Annotated in this window: 12 protein-coding genes; 4 read left to right on the top strand and 8 right to left on the bottom strand. The window is 70.4% G+C overall.

Annotated elements, in window-relative coordinates; all coding sequences use genetic code 11:
• Window positions 1-51: 51 nt before the first annotated feature.
• The 4 genes from QTI20_RS29050 to QTI20_RS29035 form a co-directional block, all read right to left on the bottom strand.
• Entirely contained in the window at window positions 52-1731 is a 1680-nt protein-coding gene (locus tag QTI20_RS29050; RefSeq protein ID WP_286555791.1) for an FxLYD domain-containing protein, read from the bottom strand.
• Window positions 1732-1804: 73 nt separating this feature from the next.
• Window positions 1805-3172: an MFS transporter gene (locus QTI20_RS29045; protein ID WP_286555793.1), complete on the bottom strand. Its 1368-nt coding sequence runs from the start codon at window positions 3170-3172 to the stop codon at window positions 1805-1807.
• Between the two features lie 98 nt (window positions 3173-3270).
• Window positions 3271-3519, bottom strand: coding sequence for a 2-hydroxymuconate tautomerase family protein (locus QTI20_RS29040; RefSeq protein ID WP_286555794.1), 249 nt, complete (start codon window positions 3517-3519; stop codon window positions 3271-3273).
• Between the two features lie 103 nt (window positions 3520-3622).
• A complete protein-coding gene (locus QTI20_RS29035) occupies window positions 3623-4570 on the bottom strand; it encodes a dioxygenase family protein (protein WP_286555796.1) in 948 nt (315 codons plus the stop codon).
• A 142-nt stretch (window positions 4571-4712) separates the two neighbouring features.
• Between QTI20_RS29035 and QTI20_RS29030 the strand changes: the two genes are divergently transcribed.
• Entirely contained in the window at window positions 4713-5609 is an 897-nt protein-coding gene (locus QTI20_RS29030; protein WP_286555798.1) for a LysR family transcriptional regulator, read from the top strand.
• A 107-nt stretch (window positions 5610-5716) separates the two neighbouring features.
• Here QTI20_RS29030 and ssb read toward each other — a convergent pair whose 3' ends face one another.
• Window positions 5717-6253, bottom strand: coding sequence for a single-stranded DNA-binding protein (gene ssb / locus QTI20_RS29025; protein ID WP_183024236.1), 537 nt, complete (start codon window positions 6251-6253; stop codon window positions 5717-5719).
• Between the two features lie 194 nt (window positions 6254-6447).
• Here ssb and uvrA point away from each other — a divergent pair, with 194 nt between their 5' ends.
• Genes uvrA through QTI20_RS29010 form a run of 3 tightly spaced genes read left to right on the top strand, consistent with a single transcriptional unit; the run spans window position 6448 to window position 11553 of the window.
• Window positions 6448-9483 carry an excinuclease ABC subunit UvrA gene (uvrA, locus tag QTI20_RS29020; RefSeq protein ID WP_286555800.1) on the top strand — a complete coding sequence of 1012 codons (3036 nt, stop codon included), beginning with the start codon at window positions 6448-6450 and terminating at the stop codon, window positions 9481-9483.
• Between the two features lie 39 nt (window positions 9484-9522).
• Complete coding sequence (locus QTI20_RS29015; RefSeq protein WP_286555802.1) at window positions 9523-10617, top strand: sensor histidine kinase; 1095 nt, start codon at window positions 9523-9525, stop codon at window positions 10615-10617.
• 48 nt (window positions 10618-10665) lie between these two features.
• Window positions 10666-11553 (top strand): DMT family transporter, encoded by an 888-nt coding sequence (locus QTI20_RS29010; RefSeq protein ID WP_286555806.1) that lies wholly within the window; start codon window positions 10666-10668, stop codon window positions 11551-11553.
• 146 nt (window positions 11554-11699) lie between these two features.
• On the opposite strand, the gene QTI20_RS29005 is transcribed toward QTI20_RS29010, so the two are convergent.
• Genes QTI20_RS29005 through QTI20_RS28995 form a run of 3 tightly spaced genes read right to left on the bottom strand, consistent with a single transcriptional unit; the run spans window position 11700 to window position 15704 of the window.
• A complete protein-coding gene (locus tag QTI20_RS29005) occupies window positions 11700-12455 on the bottom strand; it encodes a GntR family transcriptional regulator (protein WP_286555807.1) in 756 nt (251 codons plus the stop codon).
• 1 nt (window position 12456) lies between these two features.
• The gene (locus tag QTI20_RS29000; RefSeq protein WP_286555808.1) at window positions 12457-14220 is read right to left on the bottom strand and encodes a glycerol-3-phosphate dehydrogenase/oxidase; all 1764 of its coding nucleotides are present in this window, start codon (window positions 14218-14220) and stop codon (window positions 12457-12459) included.
• Window positions 14217-15704, bottom strand: coding sequence for an FGGY family carbohydrate kinase (locus tag QTI20_RS28995; protein ID WP_286555810.1), 1488 nt, complete (start codon window positions 15702-15704; stop codon window positions 14217-14219). The genes QTI20_RS29000 and QTI20_RS28995 overlap by 4 nt, the downstream gene beginning before the upstream one ends.
• Between the last annotated feature and the right edge of the window lie 154 nt (window positions 15705-15858).

Below are 15858 nucleotides of genomic sequence, written 5' to 3'. Positions count from 1 at the left end.
GGAGCAAGGGGCGCCACTTTACTTGAGGGCCTGCGCGTGTGCGCCTGCCGGCTATTCGGTGCTCTGGTAGACCGTGCTCACCGTCGCGAAATCGTCGCCCTGCTGCTCGATGCGCACCTCGAAAGGCACGCTCTCGCCCGGGCCGATGGCCGGCAGCTTGTCGACCGGTTTGAAGCCGGTGAGCCGCCCCGCCTTGTCGCGCAGGCTGACCCAGACCCGCGCCTTGCGCACGATGGCCGCGCCCGGGTTCTTCACCTCGCCCTTGACCAGCACGGCCTTGTAGCTGAAGCGCTGGCTGAAGTTGACCAGCACGCTGCCCATCTGGGCCTCGGTGCCGGTCACGCGCACTTCGAGCGGGATGCGCGGGCCCGGCAACGCCGCGGCACGCATCGGCTTCCACTCGACCCGGGTCTGCGTGATGCGGTCGGCCCGGCGCGGATCGACCTGCACCGGCATGCGCTCGCCCGGATAGAGGTAGGCCATGCCGTCGAGCCGCGTGGTGCCGTCGAGGGTGTTGCCGTCGAAGCGCGAGATCACGGCGGCCGGCGTGACGGCGATCAGGTCCTTGCTGCGGTTCACCAGCTCGGTCATGTAGGTGCGCTGGCGGATCGTGTTGACGCCGGGGATCAGCGGCAGCAGCTCGAGCTGCGCCAGGTCGAAGCGTTCGGCGTCCTCGGCCAGCAGGTCCTCGGTGCTCATGCGCAGCTCGGGGTTGAAGGCTTCGGGCGCGCCCACGGTGCGCACCACGCGGTCGGCCGCACGCACCGCGCTGCGGCTGCCGTCGGCATGGCTCACATGCTGGTCGATGCGGTAGTCCCAGGCGGCGACGGGCGTGCTGCCGCCGAAGCGGTCGATGCGCACCTCGACCGCGCTGCGTTCGCCGGGACGCAGTTCACTGCCCTGCACGTAGCCGCGGCCGAAGCCGATCGGCGCGCCGCTGTCGTCGTAGGCGGTGGCCAGCACCTGCAGGCCGGTCAACGTGGCGTCGGTGCGCGGGTTCACGAGGCGGCCCACCAGCCGCAGCTCGTCCTTCTGCTGCACCAGCCGCACGCGCGCGAAGCGCAGCGCGGGCCCGTCGACCACGCGTTGGGGCGCGGACAGCCGCGACACAGTCAGTTCCTGGCGCGTGACGGCCTGGTCGCCGTTCGGCAGATCGATCAGCAGCGGCGCCGACTCGCCCGGCATCAGCAGCGCCACCGGCAGGCTCTCGGTGCGCGCGCCGAGCCGGGTCTCGCCGTCGTAGAACTGCGCCTCGACGCGCGGCGTCTCGAGGGCCTGGCCGGTCTCGTTGCGCGCCAGCACGAAGAGCCTGGGCCGCGCCGAACTGCCGCTGCCGACCAGCACCTGCCGCGGCTCGCCGAGCTTGAGCCCGTCGACCGGGATCGTGCGGTCGACCTTTGCCGCCGCCATCGGCGCGATCGCCGCGCCGGAGCGGCTCTTGGGCAGGAAGGCGCTGACGGCAAAGACCACGACGCCCAACACCACCATCGCGCCGAAGGCCAGCCCCATCATCCGGATCTGCTGCGCACTGCGCGCCGCCTGCTCCTTCGCCAACCGATCGGCCGCCGCATCCTTGACCTGCTCGAGCACCCGATCGAGCCGCGCCGAGACATCGTCCTCCACCACCGCCACCGATCCGCAATGCGCGCACTCGTACTGGTTGAGGCCGGTGCGCCCGAGCACGCTGCTGCCGCATTCGGCGCACTTGAGGGTCTGCAGGTTGATGGTCATGGGGACGCATTGTCGGCGACCCCATTCCAGCGTCGGCATGCCCTGCGCCAGCACGGCCAGGGCCTCCGCCCGTTCAGCGGGTTCGCTGCGCCAGGTCGGCCGGTGCCGCCAGCGCGTGCACACCCCGGCTGGCCACGAGCTTGACGACCAGGGCCAGGGTCGCGATGAGCGCCGGCACGCTGGCCAGGGTGAAGATCATGTCGAAGCCCAGGTGCCGGCGCATCAGTTCCGCGCCCACCAGCGCGCCGGCGATGCCACCGCAGCGACCGATGCCCATCATCCACGACACGCCGGTCGCACGGCCCTGCGTCGGATAGAACTGGGCCGCCAGCGCCGGCATCGCCGTCTGCGCGCCGTTCATGAACACGCCGGCCAGGAAGATGAGCGTGGCGAGCACCCCCAGGCTCGCGGTGCCCTGGCCGATGCCGAACACGAAGGCCGCGGTCAGTGCATAGGCCGCGGCGATCACCGCATGGGGGTTGGTGCGGTCCATCAACCAGCCGACGGCCACGGCACCGATGCCACCACCCAAAGGGAACAGCGCGGCCATCAGGGCCGCACGCTCGATGCTGAAGCCCACCTCCTTCATCAGCACCGGCATCCAGCTGGTCAGCAGGTAGAAGATCAGCAATCCCATGAAGTAGGTCAGCCAGAGCATCACGGAGCCGAGCAGGTAGGCACGCGACAGCACCAGGCCGATGGCGCGCTTGCCGGAGGCCTGGGTCGGCTCGGGCACGACGAACACCGTGCCTTCGGCGATCGGCCGCTGCGTCATGCGGCGCAGGACCTTGCGGATGCGGTCGGCGGGCTTGCGGTTGACGACCAGGTAGCGCAGCGACTCGGGAAGCCGCCACGCCAGGACGCAGGCCAGCACCAGCGGAAGCGCACCGCCGAGCACCAGGACGCTTCGCCAGCCGTGGTGGGGAATCATCCATGCGGCGACGAGCCCTCCGCCCGCCGCGCCCAGCGGGAAGCCGCAGAACATCGCGTTGGTCAGCAAGGAGCGGCGCGCGGCCGGCGCGTATTCCGCGGTCAGGGTCGCGGCGTTCGGCATGGCCGCGCCCAGCCCCAGTCCGGTGACGAACCTCAGGACCGTCAGCATCTCGAGGCTGGTGGAGAAGGCGGTCGCCAGGCTGGCGATGCCGAAGAACGCGACCGAGACCACCAGCACCGCCTTCCTGCCGACCCGGTCGGCCAGCGGCCCCGCAGTGACCGCACCGATCGCGAGGCCGAAGAGCGCCGCGCTCAGTACCGGCCCGAGCGCGGACTTCTCCACACCCCACTCCGCCAGCAGGGCGGGGGCGATGTAGCCGATCGCGGCCGTGTCGAAGCCGTCCACGACCAGGATCAGGAAGCAGAGGGCCAGCAGCACCCCGTGGAAGGCGCCGAAGCGCTGCCGGTCGATGAGTTGCTGGATGTCGAGTGGGGGCTTGTCGTTCATGGTGTCTCCGTGGTTCGGTGTGAAGCGCCACGGGCTCGCGCTCCCGCCGGCGATCCGCGGTAGCGCAGCCGCCTTCGCTTCGCGGCGCGTGGCTTGATTCAGTTGGACAGCAGCTTGGCCGTGGCCTGCGCCACCGGGTCCGGCGGGCGCTCGGCATTCGGCGGCGCGACGCCGAGGGGCTGTCCGCCGCGCCCCCAGCGGTCCGCCGGGTATTCGTCCAGCAGCACGCGCACGCCGTCGATCGGCATCTCCAGGCTGTCGGCCATGGCGCGCGACACGCTTTCGATCAGGCGTCGCTTCTTCTCGGCGCTGCGCCCCTCGATGATCTTGATCAATGCAATGGGCATGGGGTGGCACTCGGTGGAGGGAGGGGGCGGGAGGGGTGCGGCGGCACCGGCCATGCGATGGCGGTCCCGGCCGGTCCGGGCCATGGGCACGACGGACTCTTCTTCATGGGCGGCGCGCCAGCACCTGAAGCTGCGGGCGTTCGCCGCCGGCCTTGCCGGTGATGGGTGGCGCGGGCAGCCGGGCCTCGCCCGGCTCGATCACGAAATGGTGTGCGAGCGAGTACCAGGGGCCGCTCACGTCCGCCGCGGGCGGCAGGTCGCCGCTGCCATGGAGCACGTACTGCCCGACCAGCGCCCGGGTGACGCCGAACTGCACATCGGTCTCGAGGTTCGGGTCGTCGCTCGAGTAGACCTGCGAGAACTGGGTCTTGAAGCCCGGCTTGTGGATCATGAAGTGGATGTGCGCGGGCCGCATGTTGTGCCGCCCCTGCGCGCGCAGCAACGCGCCCACCGGCCCGCTCAGCGGGATCGGATAGCCGGCCGGCTTCACGCTGCGGAAGGCGATGTGCCCCTTGGCATCGGTGGTGAACTTGCCGCGCAGGTTCATGTCGCCCTGGGCCGGGTCCTGGTTCTCGTAGAGGCCATCGGCGGAGGTGTGCCACACGTCGACCTCGGCCCCCGCCACCGGCTGGCCCTGGCGGTCGCGCACCCAGGCGTCCACGAAGATCGGCGCGCCCGGTGTCGGGGTGCGCACGATGGAGCCGCCGTTCTCGGTGCGCGGCGAATCCATGCGCCAGAACGGCCCCATCAGGTTGGCGGTGGTGTCGGTCTGGCCCTGGTCGCCGTTGTTCAGCAGGCAGACCAGCGAGGAGATGCCCAGCGAGCCCGCGATCAGCACCACCTCGTTGTGCGATGCGGTCGTGAGCTGCCCGAGCTGCGCGATCAGCGCGCACGACCGGTGGAACTCGGCCTCGGTCAGGCGGGCGTCGCGCACGAAGCCATGCAGGTGCCGGACCGCGGCCTGCATGATCTCCCTGAAGCGCGGGTCTTCGGCGCGCGCGAGTTCCGCGAGCACCGCGGCGGTCACGTCCTGCTGGGTCTTGATGATCATCGTCCGGGTCTCCTGTCTGCCGTCTTCTGCCACGCTGCCTGTCTTCTCGGGCTGAATGTTCGCGCTGCCGCGCGATACAGTCCAATACTGTCGTGGGCGCCTGCCATACTTTTTTGGTATCCCCTGCCCGAGGAGTCATCGAATGGATTTGCGACAGATGCGCTACTTCCTGGCGCTCGCGCAGGAACGCAGCTTTTCCCGCGCGGCCGAGCGCCTGCACATGGCGCAACCGCCGCTGTCGCGGCAGATCCGGCAGCTCGAGGAGGACCTGGGCACGCCGCTGTTCCTGCGCACCCCGCGTGGCGTGGAACTCACCGAAGCCGCCGAATCGCTGCTGCAGGACGTGCCCAACATCCTGGCTCTGTCCCAGCTCGCGCGCGAACGCGCCCTGCGCGCGGGCAAGGGCCTGACGGGGGACCTGCAGGTCGGCATCTTCGGCTCGGGCGTGCTGCATGTGATCCCGCTGCTGATCGGCCGCTTCCATGCGCTGCGCCCCGACGTGCGCATCCACCTGCACACGCTGACCAAGGGGGAGCAGATCCAGGCGCTGCGCGAGCACCGGATCACGGTCGGCTTCCATCGCCTGCCGCCCGCGGAACCCGATCTGGCGGTGCGCCGGGTGCTGCGCGAGCCGATGTACGTGGGCATGCACGAAGACCATGCGCTGGCCGCGCGGGCGCAGGTCTCGATCGCCGACCTGGCGGACGAACCCATGGTCCTCTATCCGAACACGCCCCTGGCCGGGCTCGCGCAGGAGGTGATGAACGCGTTCCGGCGGGAAAAGGTGGCGCTGCGCATCGCGCAGGAAGTGGAGGACGTCACGACCTGCGTGGCGCTGGTGTCGGCCCGGCTCGGGCTCTGCATCACGACCGAATCCGGCGCCATGCTCCGGCTGCCCGGCGTGGTGTTCCGGCCGTTGAAGTCGCGCCACCTCAAGGACATCGAGCTGAGCTGCGTCTACCGGCAGGCCGATCGCTCGCCGGTCCTGGCGGCATTCCTCGAGGTGGTCAAGGACTATCCGGAGGGCTCGAAGCGGTAGGCCAGGCCCCTGGGCCCCGTGCGGCCATGGATTTCCGGCCCAAAGAAAAAAGGGCCTGCGGCTCGAAGCGCAGGCCCTTGTTCATTGGGCGAGAAGGCCGAAAGGCTTCAGAACGGAATGTCGTCGTCCATGTCGTCGAAGCCCGACGACGAACGCGCCGGCGCCGAAGCAGGCGCCTGGCGGGGGGCCGGTGCCTGGCGCGGTGCCGCGGCCGCGGGACGCGAGTAACCGCCACCACCGCCGCCGCCATTGCCGCCGCCCTGCGAATAGCCGCCGTCGTCACCGCCGCCGGCCGGGCCGCCCATGCCCTGGCGGCTGCCCAGCATCTGCATCTGGTCGACGCGGATGTCGGTGGCGTACTTCTCGACGCCGTCCTTGTCCTGGTACTTGCGGGTGCGGATCTGGCCTTCTACGTAGATCTGCGAACCCTTGCGCAGGTACTGCGCGGCGATTTCGGCGAGGCGGCCGTTGAACACCAGGCGGTGCCACTCGGTCGCTTCCTTCATCTCGCCGCTCTGCTTGTCCTTCCACTTGTCGGTGGTGGCCAGGGTCACGTTGCAGACCTGGTCCCCGCTCGGGAAGGTACGGGTTTCGGGATCGCGGCCCAGATTGCCGACGAGGATGACTTTGTTGACCGATGCCATGTGCACTGCCCCTGATGAATGGATGAAGAGGAGGAAAAAAGAACCGGCGATTATCGCCGCTCGGGGCCGGCCTGCGGGAACCGGCCGTCGCCGGCGCCGCGGCGGGTTCCAGGTCAGTCCTAAACCGGGGCCCAGCCGAGGAAAGCCCGGGCGTCTATCATGTCCGGTTGCCCAAAAAAATCGGACCGCCGCCTGTGAATTCGCCCCAAAACGACGCCTACCTCGGTGCCGTGCTCGCGCAGCAGCGCATCAGCATCCGCGGCGCACGCACGCACAACCTCAAGAACGTCGACCTCGACATCCCGCGCAACAAGCTGGTGGTGATCACCGGCCTGTCGGGCTCGGGCAAGTCCAGCCTGGCCTTCGACACGCTGTACGCCGAGGGCCAGCGCCGCTATGTGGAAAGCCTGTCGGCCTATGCGCGGCAGTTTCTGCAGCTCATGGACAAGCCCGACGTCGACGTGATCGAGGGCCTGTCGCCCGCCATCAGCATCGAGCAGAAGGCCACCAGCCACAACCCGCGCTCGACCGTGGGCACGGTGACCGAGATCCACGACTACCTGCGCCTGCTCTACGCGCGCGCCGGCACGCCCTACTGCCCCGACCACCACCTGCCGCTGCAGGCGCAGACGGTGTCGCAGATGGTCGATGCGACGCTGGCCATCCCCGACGAGCCCCGGTTGATGATCCTGGCGCCGGTCGCGCGCGAGAAGAAGGGCGAGTTCCTCGAGCTCTTTGCCGAGATGCAGGCCGCGGGCTATGTGCGCTTCCGCGTCGACGGCGCGACCTACGAATACAACGACCTGCCCAAGCTCAAGAAGACCGAGAAGCACGACATCGACGTGGTGATCGACCGGCTGCGCGCGCGCCCCGACATGCAGCAGCGCCTGGCCGAGAGCTTCGAGGCCGCGCTGCGCCTGGCCGACGGCCGCGCCATCGCGCTGGAGATGGGCGACGACAACACGGTGGCCGGCAAGGAGCACCTGTTCAACGCCAAGTTCGCCTGCCCGATCTGCCACTACTCGCTGGCCGAACTGGAGCCGCGGCTGTTCTCCTTCAACTCGCCGGTGGGGGCCTGCCCCAGCTGCGACGGCCTGGGCCACCGCGAGTTCTTCGACCCGAGCCGGGTGGTCGCGTTCGCCTCGCTGTCGCTGGCCAGCGGCGCGATCAAGGGCTGGGACCGCCGCAACGGCTACTACTTCAGCATGATCGAGAGCGTCGCCAAGCACTACAAGTTCGACGTCGACGCGCCCTTCGAGTCGCTGCCGGCCGATGTGCAGGCGGTGCTGCTGCAGGGCTCGGGCGAGGAAGAGATCAAGTTCAGCTACACCATGGAGTCGGGCGCCTCGGCCGGCAAGAAGCTGGTGAAGAAGCATCCCTTCGAAGGGATCATCCCGAACATGGAGCGGCGCTACCGCGAGACCGACTCCACCCTGGTGCGCGAGGACCTGGCGCGCTACCGCAACCTGCAGCCCTGCCCCGACTGCGGCGGCTCGCGGCTGCGCATCGAGGCGCGCAACGTCTTCCTGGTCGACGACACGCCGCGCGACGACGGCAGCACGCCGCCGAAGCTGGCGATCTACGAGGTCAGCCACCTGACGCTGCGCGACAGCCTGGCCTACTTCCAGACGCTCAAGCTGCGCGGCGCCAAGGCCGAGATCGCCGACAAGGTGGTGCGCGAGATCGGCCTGCGGCTCAAGTTCCTCAACGACGTGGGCCTCAACTACCTGAGCCTGGACCGCAGCGCCGAGACGCTGTCGGGCGGCGAATCGCAGCGCATCCGGCTGGCCTCGCAGATCGGCTCGGGCCTGACGGGCGTGATGTACGTGCTCGACGAGCCCAGCATCGGCCTGCACCAGCGCGACAACGACCGGCTGATCGGCACGCTCAAGCATCTGCGCGACATCGGCAACAGCGTGATCGTGGTCGAGCACGACGAGGACATGATCGCCGCCGCCGACCACGTGATCGACATGGGCCCGGGCGCGGGCGTGCACGGCGGCCGCGTGATGGCCGAGGGCACCTACGCCCAGGTCGCGGCCAACCCGGATTCGCTCACCGGCCAATACCTGTCGGGCGCCCGGAAGATCGCGGTGCCGGTGCACCGCACCGCCTGGCTGCCGGTGGTGGCCAAGCCGGCCTTCAACGAAGGCAAGAAGGCCTCGCGTTTCCCGCAGAGCCCGGCCGCCGAGCGCCGCGCCGCGCGCGAGGCCGCGCACCTGGCTTCGCAGGGCGAACTGCAGGAGATCCGCGTGGTCAACGCCAGCGGCAACAACCTCAAGAACGTGAGCGTGGCCTTCCCGGTCGGCCTGCTGACCTGCGTGACCGGCGTGTCGGGCTCGGGCAAGTCCACACTGGTCAACGACACGCTCTACAGCGCGGTGGCGCGCACGCTCTACCGCGCGCACGACGAACCGGCCGAGCACGAGGCCATCGAAGGCATCGAGTACTTCGACAAGGTCATCAACGTCGACCAGAGTCCGATCGGGCGCACGCCGCGCAGCAACCCGGCCACCTACACCGGCCTGTTCACGCCGATCCGCGAGCTGATGGCCGAGACCAACACCGCGCGCGAACGCGGCTACGGCCCGGGCCGCTTCAGCTTCAACGTGGCCGGCGGCCGTTGCGAGGCCTGCCAGGGCGACGGCGTGGTCAAGGTCGAGATGCACTTCCTGCCCGACGTCTACGTGCCCTGCGAGGTCTGCCACGGCCAGCGCTACAACCGCGAGACGCTCGAGGTCCAGTACAAGGGCCGGAACATCGCGCAGATCCTCGAGATGACGGTCGAGACCGCGCACGAATTCCTCAAGGCCGTGCCGACCATCGAGCGCAAGCTGCACACGCTGCTGGACGTGGGCCTCTCCTACATCAAGCTGGGCCAGGCCGCGACCACGCTGTCGGGCGGCGAGGCGCAGCGCGTGAAGCTCGCGCTCGAGCTCAGCAAGCGCGACACCGGCCGCACGCTCTACATCCTCGACGAGCCGACCACCGGCCTGCACTTCGCCGACATCGAGCTGCTGCTCAAGGTGCTGCACCAGCTGCGCGACGCGGGCAACACCATCGTGGTGATCGAGCACAACCTCGACGTCATCAAGACCGCCGACTGGCTGATCGACATGGGCCCCGAAGGCGGCGCCGGCGGCGGCACGGTGGTGGGCGAAGGCACGCCGGAGGACATCGCGGCGAACGAGGCGAGCCACACGGGGCGCTATCTGAAGCGGCTGCTCTGAGCTGAGCGCCTTTTTCCAGCCGCACCCGGCCCCCGCACCATGCCACTGCTGCCGCCCGAGCCCCCCTCCGCCAGCGCGCAATCGCGCGACTACGCCATCGCGTTGGCGGCGGTGCTGGCCGCGCTGCTGCTGCGCTACCTGTTGAACCCGCTGCTGGGGCAGCAGGGGCCCTACCTGATCCTGTCGCTCGCCGTCGTGGTGGCCGCGCTCTATGGCGGCTTCGGGCCGGCGCTGTTCGCCACCGTGCTGAGCACCTCCATCGGCACCTACTTCTTCATCGGCAGCGGCACCGGGCTGCAGGACTTCCTCCAGCCGCAGAACATCAGCCGGACCGTGCTGTTCCTGGTGATCGGCCTGAGCATCGGCGTCATCGGCGGGCGGCTGCGGACGTCGCGCCATGCACTGGCCGAGAGCGTGCGGCAACTGCGGGCCAGCAACCGCGCCAAGGACCACGCCATGGCCACGCTGGGGCACGAGATCCGCAACCCGCTGTCGGCGCTGCATTCGGCGCAGGAGCTGCTGCGGCGCGCGCCCGACGACGCGAAGCGGGTGGTCTGGGCCAGCGAACTCATCGGGCGCCAGGTGCTGCAGATGACGCGCATGGCGAACGACCTGGTCGACCTCTCGGGCGTCATGCGCGGCGAGTTCCAGCTCGACCTGCGGCCGGTGGACCTGCGCGCGGTGCTCGCGCAGGCGCTGGAGCAGAGCGAGCCCTTGATCGCGAAGAAGGGGCATCGGCTGCGCACGGACCTGGGCACCGCGCCGGTCGAGGTGCTCGGCGATGCGACGCGCCTGGTGCAGGTGTTCGCGAACCTGCTCAACAACGCGGCCAAGTACACCGACCCGGGCGGCGAGGTGGCGCTGGACCTTCGCCTCACCGCGGCGCGCCAAGTGGTCGTCACCGTGCGCGACAACGGCATCGGCATGCAGCCCGGCGCCATCGACGAGCTGTTCGAGCCTTTCGTGCAGGCGCCCGGTGCCGCGTCCAATGCCGAGGGTGGACTGGGGCTGGGCCTGGCCATCGTGAAGAAGATCGTCGAGCGGCACGGCGGCGAGGTCTCGGCCGCCAGCGCCGGACTGGGACAGGGCAGCACGGTGACCGTGCTGCTGCCGCTGGCGGCGTCCAGCGGCTGATCTCGAGCGCCAGCACCCGCCCACACTCCCCCGCCACCATCGCGCCCCATGCCCTCCTTCACCCCGCGCCAGTTCGTCCTCCTCCTTCTCCTGACCCTCGCCTGGGGTTTCAACTGGCCGGTGATGAAGCTCGGCGTGGCGGACTACCCGCCGCTGGGCTTCCGCGCGATCTCGATCTGGCTGGGCCTGCCGGTGCTGGGGCTGGCGCTGGTGTGGATGAAGGTGCCGTTCCGCGTGCCGCGCAGCGCCTGGCCCGAGCTGGTGTGGCTGGGCGCCACCAACATGTTCGTCTGGCACGCCTGCATCATCCTGGCGGTGAAGGCGCTGTCGGGCGGACGCGCAGCGATCCTGGGCTACACGATGCCGGTGTTCTCGGCCGTGATCGGCGCGCTGCTGTTCTCGGCCGTGCTCACGCGGCGCGCCTGGCTGGGCGTGGGCGCCTGTGCGATCGGCGTCGGGCTGCTGCTGTGGCACGAGCTCACCGGCCTCGCGGGACGGCCCGGCTATGTGGCACTGGCGCTGGTGGCCGCCGCCACCTGGGCCCTGGGCACGCAGCAGCTGCGCCACACGCGCATCGGGCTGCCGACGCTCACGCTGTCGTTCTGGATGACGGCGATGACGGCGGTGGTGATGACGTTGCTCTCGCTGCTCTTCGAGCGCGAGCAGCTGGCCTGGCCCGGTGCCGTGACCTGGGGCTCGATCGGCTACAACGCGGTGCTGATCTTCGGCTTCGCGCACGCCGCCTGGTTCTACCTGGCACGCGGCCTGCCGCCCGTGGCCTCGACGCTGAGCGTGATGTTCATTCCGGTGCTCGGCGTGTTCAGCGGCGCGGTGTGGCTGGGCGAGGTCGTGCACTGGCAGGACGGGGTCGCGGTGGCGCTGATGATGGTCGCGATCGCCTCGGTGCTGTGGCCGGCGAAAGTGGCCCGGGCCTGAAGTAGAAGCCGGACAGCCGGACGCAGAAGGAAGACAAAAGCGACGCAGAAGTCGCAGAAGATATCGAAATCATTTCTTGGATTTCTTCTGCGACCTCTGCGCAACCTCCGCGACCTCTGCGTCCGGCTGCCCGCTCCCGATCCCCCTCAGGTCGTCGTCTGCACATGCAGGCGGCTGGTCTTGCAGCGGTGCAGTGCGCGGTAGTGCTCCAGCGGCCGGCCGTTGGCGCCGTAGGCGATCGATTCGATGCGCAACAGCGGCTCGGGCGTGGGCAGGTTCAACAGCTCGCAGGTCTGCGCATCGGGCAGCACCGCGTCGATCCAGCGCTCGGCGCGCACCAGGCGCAGGCCGTACTGGCGGCGCAGCACGTCGTAGAGGGAGCGGTCGTCCAGGCGCGTGCGGTGCAGGCCCGGTGCGAGGTCGGCCGGCACCACGGTCTCGACCAGCAGCCGCAGCTCGCCGTCGACACTGCGCAGGCGCTTGAGCGCCACCACCTGGGTGTCGTCGGTGAGGCCCAGCGACACGGCCTCCTGCGCGGTGGGGGCGCGCAGCGCCTGCACCAGGATCTGCGTGCGCACCGAACGGCCCTTGCGTTCCATCTCGTCGGAGAAGCCGAGCACGGTCGAGACGAAGTCCTCGTCGCGCTCGCGCGCCGACACGAAGGCGCCGCGGCCCTTGATCTTGTAGATGAGGTTGTTGCGCACCAGGTCGGCCAGCGCCTCGCGCACCACGATGCGCGAGATGCCGAACTGCTCGCCCAGCTCGGCCTCGGACGGCAGCTTAGCGCCGATCGGCAGCACGCCCTGCAGGATCTGCAGGCGGAGGGCATCGCGGAACTGGGCCCAGAGGGGCGATTCGGAGCCGCGGTCGAGCACGGTCGAGGGGTCGGTGGAAGCGTTCACGTTAGGACTGGCCAAGGGCCGAGCGGTTCGTCAATGATGCATCGAAAGCAGAGGGCGCCCTGGGCTGCACCGGCGCGAGGCGCACGCCGTGCCGCTCGCGCAGCGCAGTGGCGCAGGCCTGCAGCTCCTGGTGCTGGCGGGCCGCGTCCCAGCCCAGCGCCTCGGCCGCGACGGCCGCCATCTCGGCCAGCGCGGCGTCGGTGACCAGCCCACGGATCGCCAGCAGCGTGCGGCGGATCACCAGGTCGTCGAGGTGGACCACGCCCGTCGCGCGGCACAGGTGGCGGAGTTCGGCCACCGAATGGTCGGGCGCATGCAGCAGCGGCACATCGCCCGCCGCGGCGAAGCCTTGCGCCAGCGGCAAGGCCTGCGTGCCGTAGCGGCGCAGCAGCGTGCGGGCGCGCGCAGGGCTCAGGCCGGAGGACGACACGATGCCCGCCAGGAAGCGCTCGGTGGCCGCGGCGTCGGCCGGCAGGTCCGCGGCGCCGCCGATGGCCAGCGCGGCGGTCGATGCGTTGCGCGCGCGGCCCAGCAGCCGCAGCACTTCGTCGGTGGCTTCTTCGGCCAGCGCGCGGAAGGTGGTCCACTTGCCGCCCACCAGGCCGACCACGGGAATGTCACGCGTGCCGTCGGGCGCATCCACCACCACCGAATGATCGCGCGAGATCTGCCCCGGCTGGTCGGCGTCGGAGCGCGCGAGCGGGCGCACACCGACATAGGTGTAGACCACGTCGCCGCGACCGAAGGCCAGGTTCGGAAAGACTTCGCCCAGCACCTCGAGCAGGTAGTCGACCTCGGCCGGTTCGGTCGCGATCCGGTCGGGGTCGTCCACCGGGATGTCGGTGGAACCCACCAGCACGCGGTCGAGGAAGGGATAGACGATGCACACCCGCCCGTCCACCGCCTCGAAGTAGGCCATGCGGCCCTCGAGCGCATCGCGCAGCGCGGGATGGTCGAGCACCAGGTGCGAGCCCTTGGTGCCCATGACCCGCGCCGGGGCGCCGCCCAGCAGCGACGCACTGCGGTCGAGCCAGGCGCCGGTGGCGTTGACCACGGTGTCGGCCGTCACCCGCACCAGCGCGCCGGTGAGCTCGTCGCGCAGCGTGAGCACCTTGCCCGCGCAGCCCGTCACGCGGCAATGGTTGACCGCGGCCGAGCGCGGCTGGTCGCGGCAGGCATCGCCGATCAGCTCGAGCACCAGCCATTCGGGATGGCGGATCCAGGCGTCGAAGAAGGTGGCGGTCCAGCGCACCGCGGCACGGAACAGGCGCCGGTCGGCCGGCGGCACGCGGCGGATGCGATGCGTGGGCATCACGCGCTGGCGGCGGCCCAGCAGGTCGTAGAGCCGCAGGCCTGCGGCCACCGCCAGCAGCCCGCGCGTGCGCGGCGGCGGCGTGCGGCCGAAGAACTTCAGCGCGCTGCTGACCAGGCCACCGGAAAAGCTCGACAGCGGCACCACGGTCTCCAGCGGCTGCACCAGGTGCGGCGCATTGCGCAGCAGGCGGTTGCGCTCGCGCGTGGCCTCGGCCACCAGCGAGAAGCTGCCGCTCTCGAGATAGCGCAGGCCGCCGTGGATCATGCGCGAGGGCGCGCTGCTGGCGCCGGCGCTGAAGTCGCCCTTGTCGACGATCAGGCAGTCGACGCCCTGCAGGCACAGGTCGCGGAACACGCCGACGCCGTTGATGCCGGCGCCGATGACCACGGTCGAGAAGTGGCGCTCGGCGATCGCGGCCGGGCGCACGAAGGGCTGTGGCGCGGCGCTCATCGCGCAGCCCCCGCCAGATGGGAGAACACAGGGGACATGGTGTCGATCAATTCGTTGAAGCCGGCCAGGAAGTCCGCATGGGCCCGCGCCTCGCGCGCGTCGGGCTCGACGCCGTCGCAGGGCGCGAGCAGCACGCTGCCGGGTGCGGCGTGGTCGATGTCCTGAGACATGGCGGCATAGAGCGCCGCCCCGCGCGCGCCGGTCTCGTCGTCGGCGCAGCGCTCGACCGGGCGGCCGAGGAAGGATGCGAGCAGGCGCACCAGCCGCACGTCGCTGGCCCCGCCGCCCAGCACGGTCGAGGCCGACACCGACAGGCCGCAGGCCGCGAGGCGCGCGGTGTGGCGGGCGTGCAGCGCCGCGGTGGCATCGACCACCGCACGCGCCATGTCGGCGCGCGTGTGATGGCTCTGCAGGCCGACGAAGCCGGCCGTGATGCCCGCGCCGCCATTCACGAAAGGCAGGAAGCGCAGGCCGCGCGCACCCAGCGGCACCGACATCGCGAGGTCGAGCACGGCGCGCGCATCGGGCAGGCCCAGCACGCCGGCCAGCCAGGCGATGTTGGCCATCGACGAGGGGCTGTTCTCCAGGTACAGCCGCTGCTGCGCGCGGCCGAAGTTGACCACCGCCACGACATCGGGCTGGGGCGCGATCACCGGCCCGATCACCGCATTCACGCACCAGGTGCCGAGCACCGACACCGCACGGCCGCGCGCCTCGGCGCCGACCGCGGTCATCGAGGCCAGCAGGTCGATGGCGCCCATCGCGACCGGAATGCCCGCGGGCAATCCGCACGAAGCCGCCTCCGAAGGCCGCAGCAGGCCCATCACCTCGCCGCTGCGCAGCAGCGGACCGAAGGCGCGCGGGCCGAGCCCGGCGATGCCCGAGGCGTCAAAGGCCGGCTGCGACCACTGGCCCGAGGCGATCCACAGCAGCCCCGCGGTGCTGGCGTCGCTGGCATCGGTGGCGATCTCGCCGGTCAGCAGGAAGCCCAGGTAGTCCTTGGCGAACAGCAGGCGGTGCAGCAGGCCGCGCTGCACCGCGTCGGCACCCAGCAGCTCGGCCGCGATCACCGTGGGCTGGCCCGGCCACGGCTGGCAGCCGACGTCGGCGAAGAGCGCAGGGCCGTGCCGCCGCGCCAGCGAGCGCGCCCGCGCATCGGCGCGCTGGTCGGTCGAGGCCACCGCCCTGCCGCCCACCAGTTCATGGTTTGCATCGAGCGCATAGAGCCCCGCGCCGTGGCCGGTGCAGCCGATGGCGCGCACCTCGTGCACGCGCGCGCCGAGCTGGTGGGCGACGTCGCGCAGCACCTGGGTCAGGGCCGAGCGAATGGCCGGCGCGCTCGTTTCGCATCCGCCCGCGGGCAGCCGGTCGTGCGGCAGGGGCAGCCGGGACAGCGCCAGCGCCCGGCCGCTCCCGGCGTCGAGGGCCAGGGCCTTGAGGCTGCTCGAGCCCATGTCGATGCCGATCAGTATGTTGGACTTCATGTCATAACAGCTTCGATGCAATGAAAGCGTGTTTCCAGTAGCGTTTCCCCTAGTTATCTGAAGAAACGCGCTGCGCTTACATTCTACCTGTCATAACAACTGTGGTGACACCAAGGTCCTGAATGGCCTGCCCGAACAGCAGGTCGCCAGCTCT

Origin of the sequence: Variovorax sp. J2P1-31, from assembly GCF_030317215.1 — a bacterium.
Lineage (GTDB): Bacteria > Pseudomonadota > Gammaproteobacteria > Burkholderiales > Burkholderiaceae_C > Variovorax.
The sequence above is the reverse complement of the archived record's forward strand: the minus strand, read 5'-3'. Positions and strand labels throughout refer to the sequence as shown.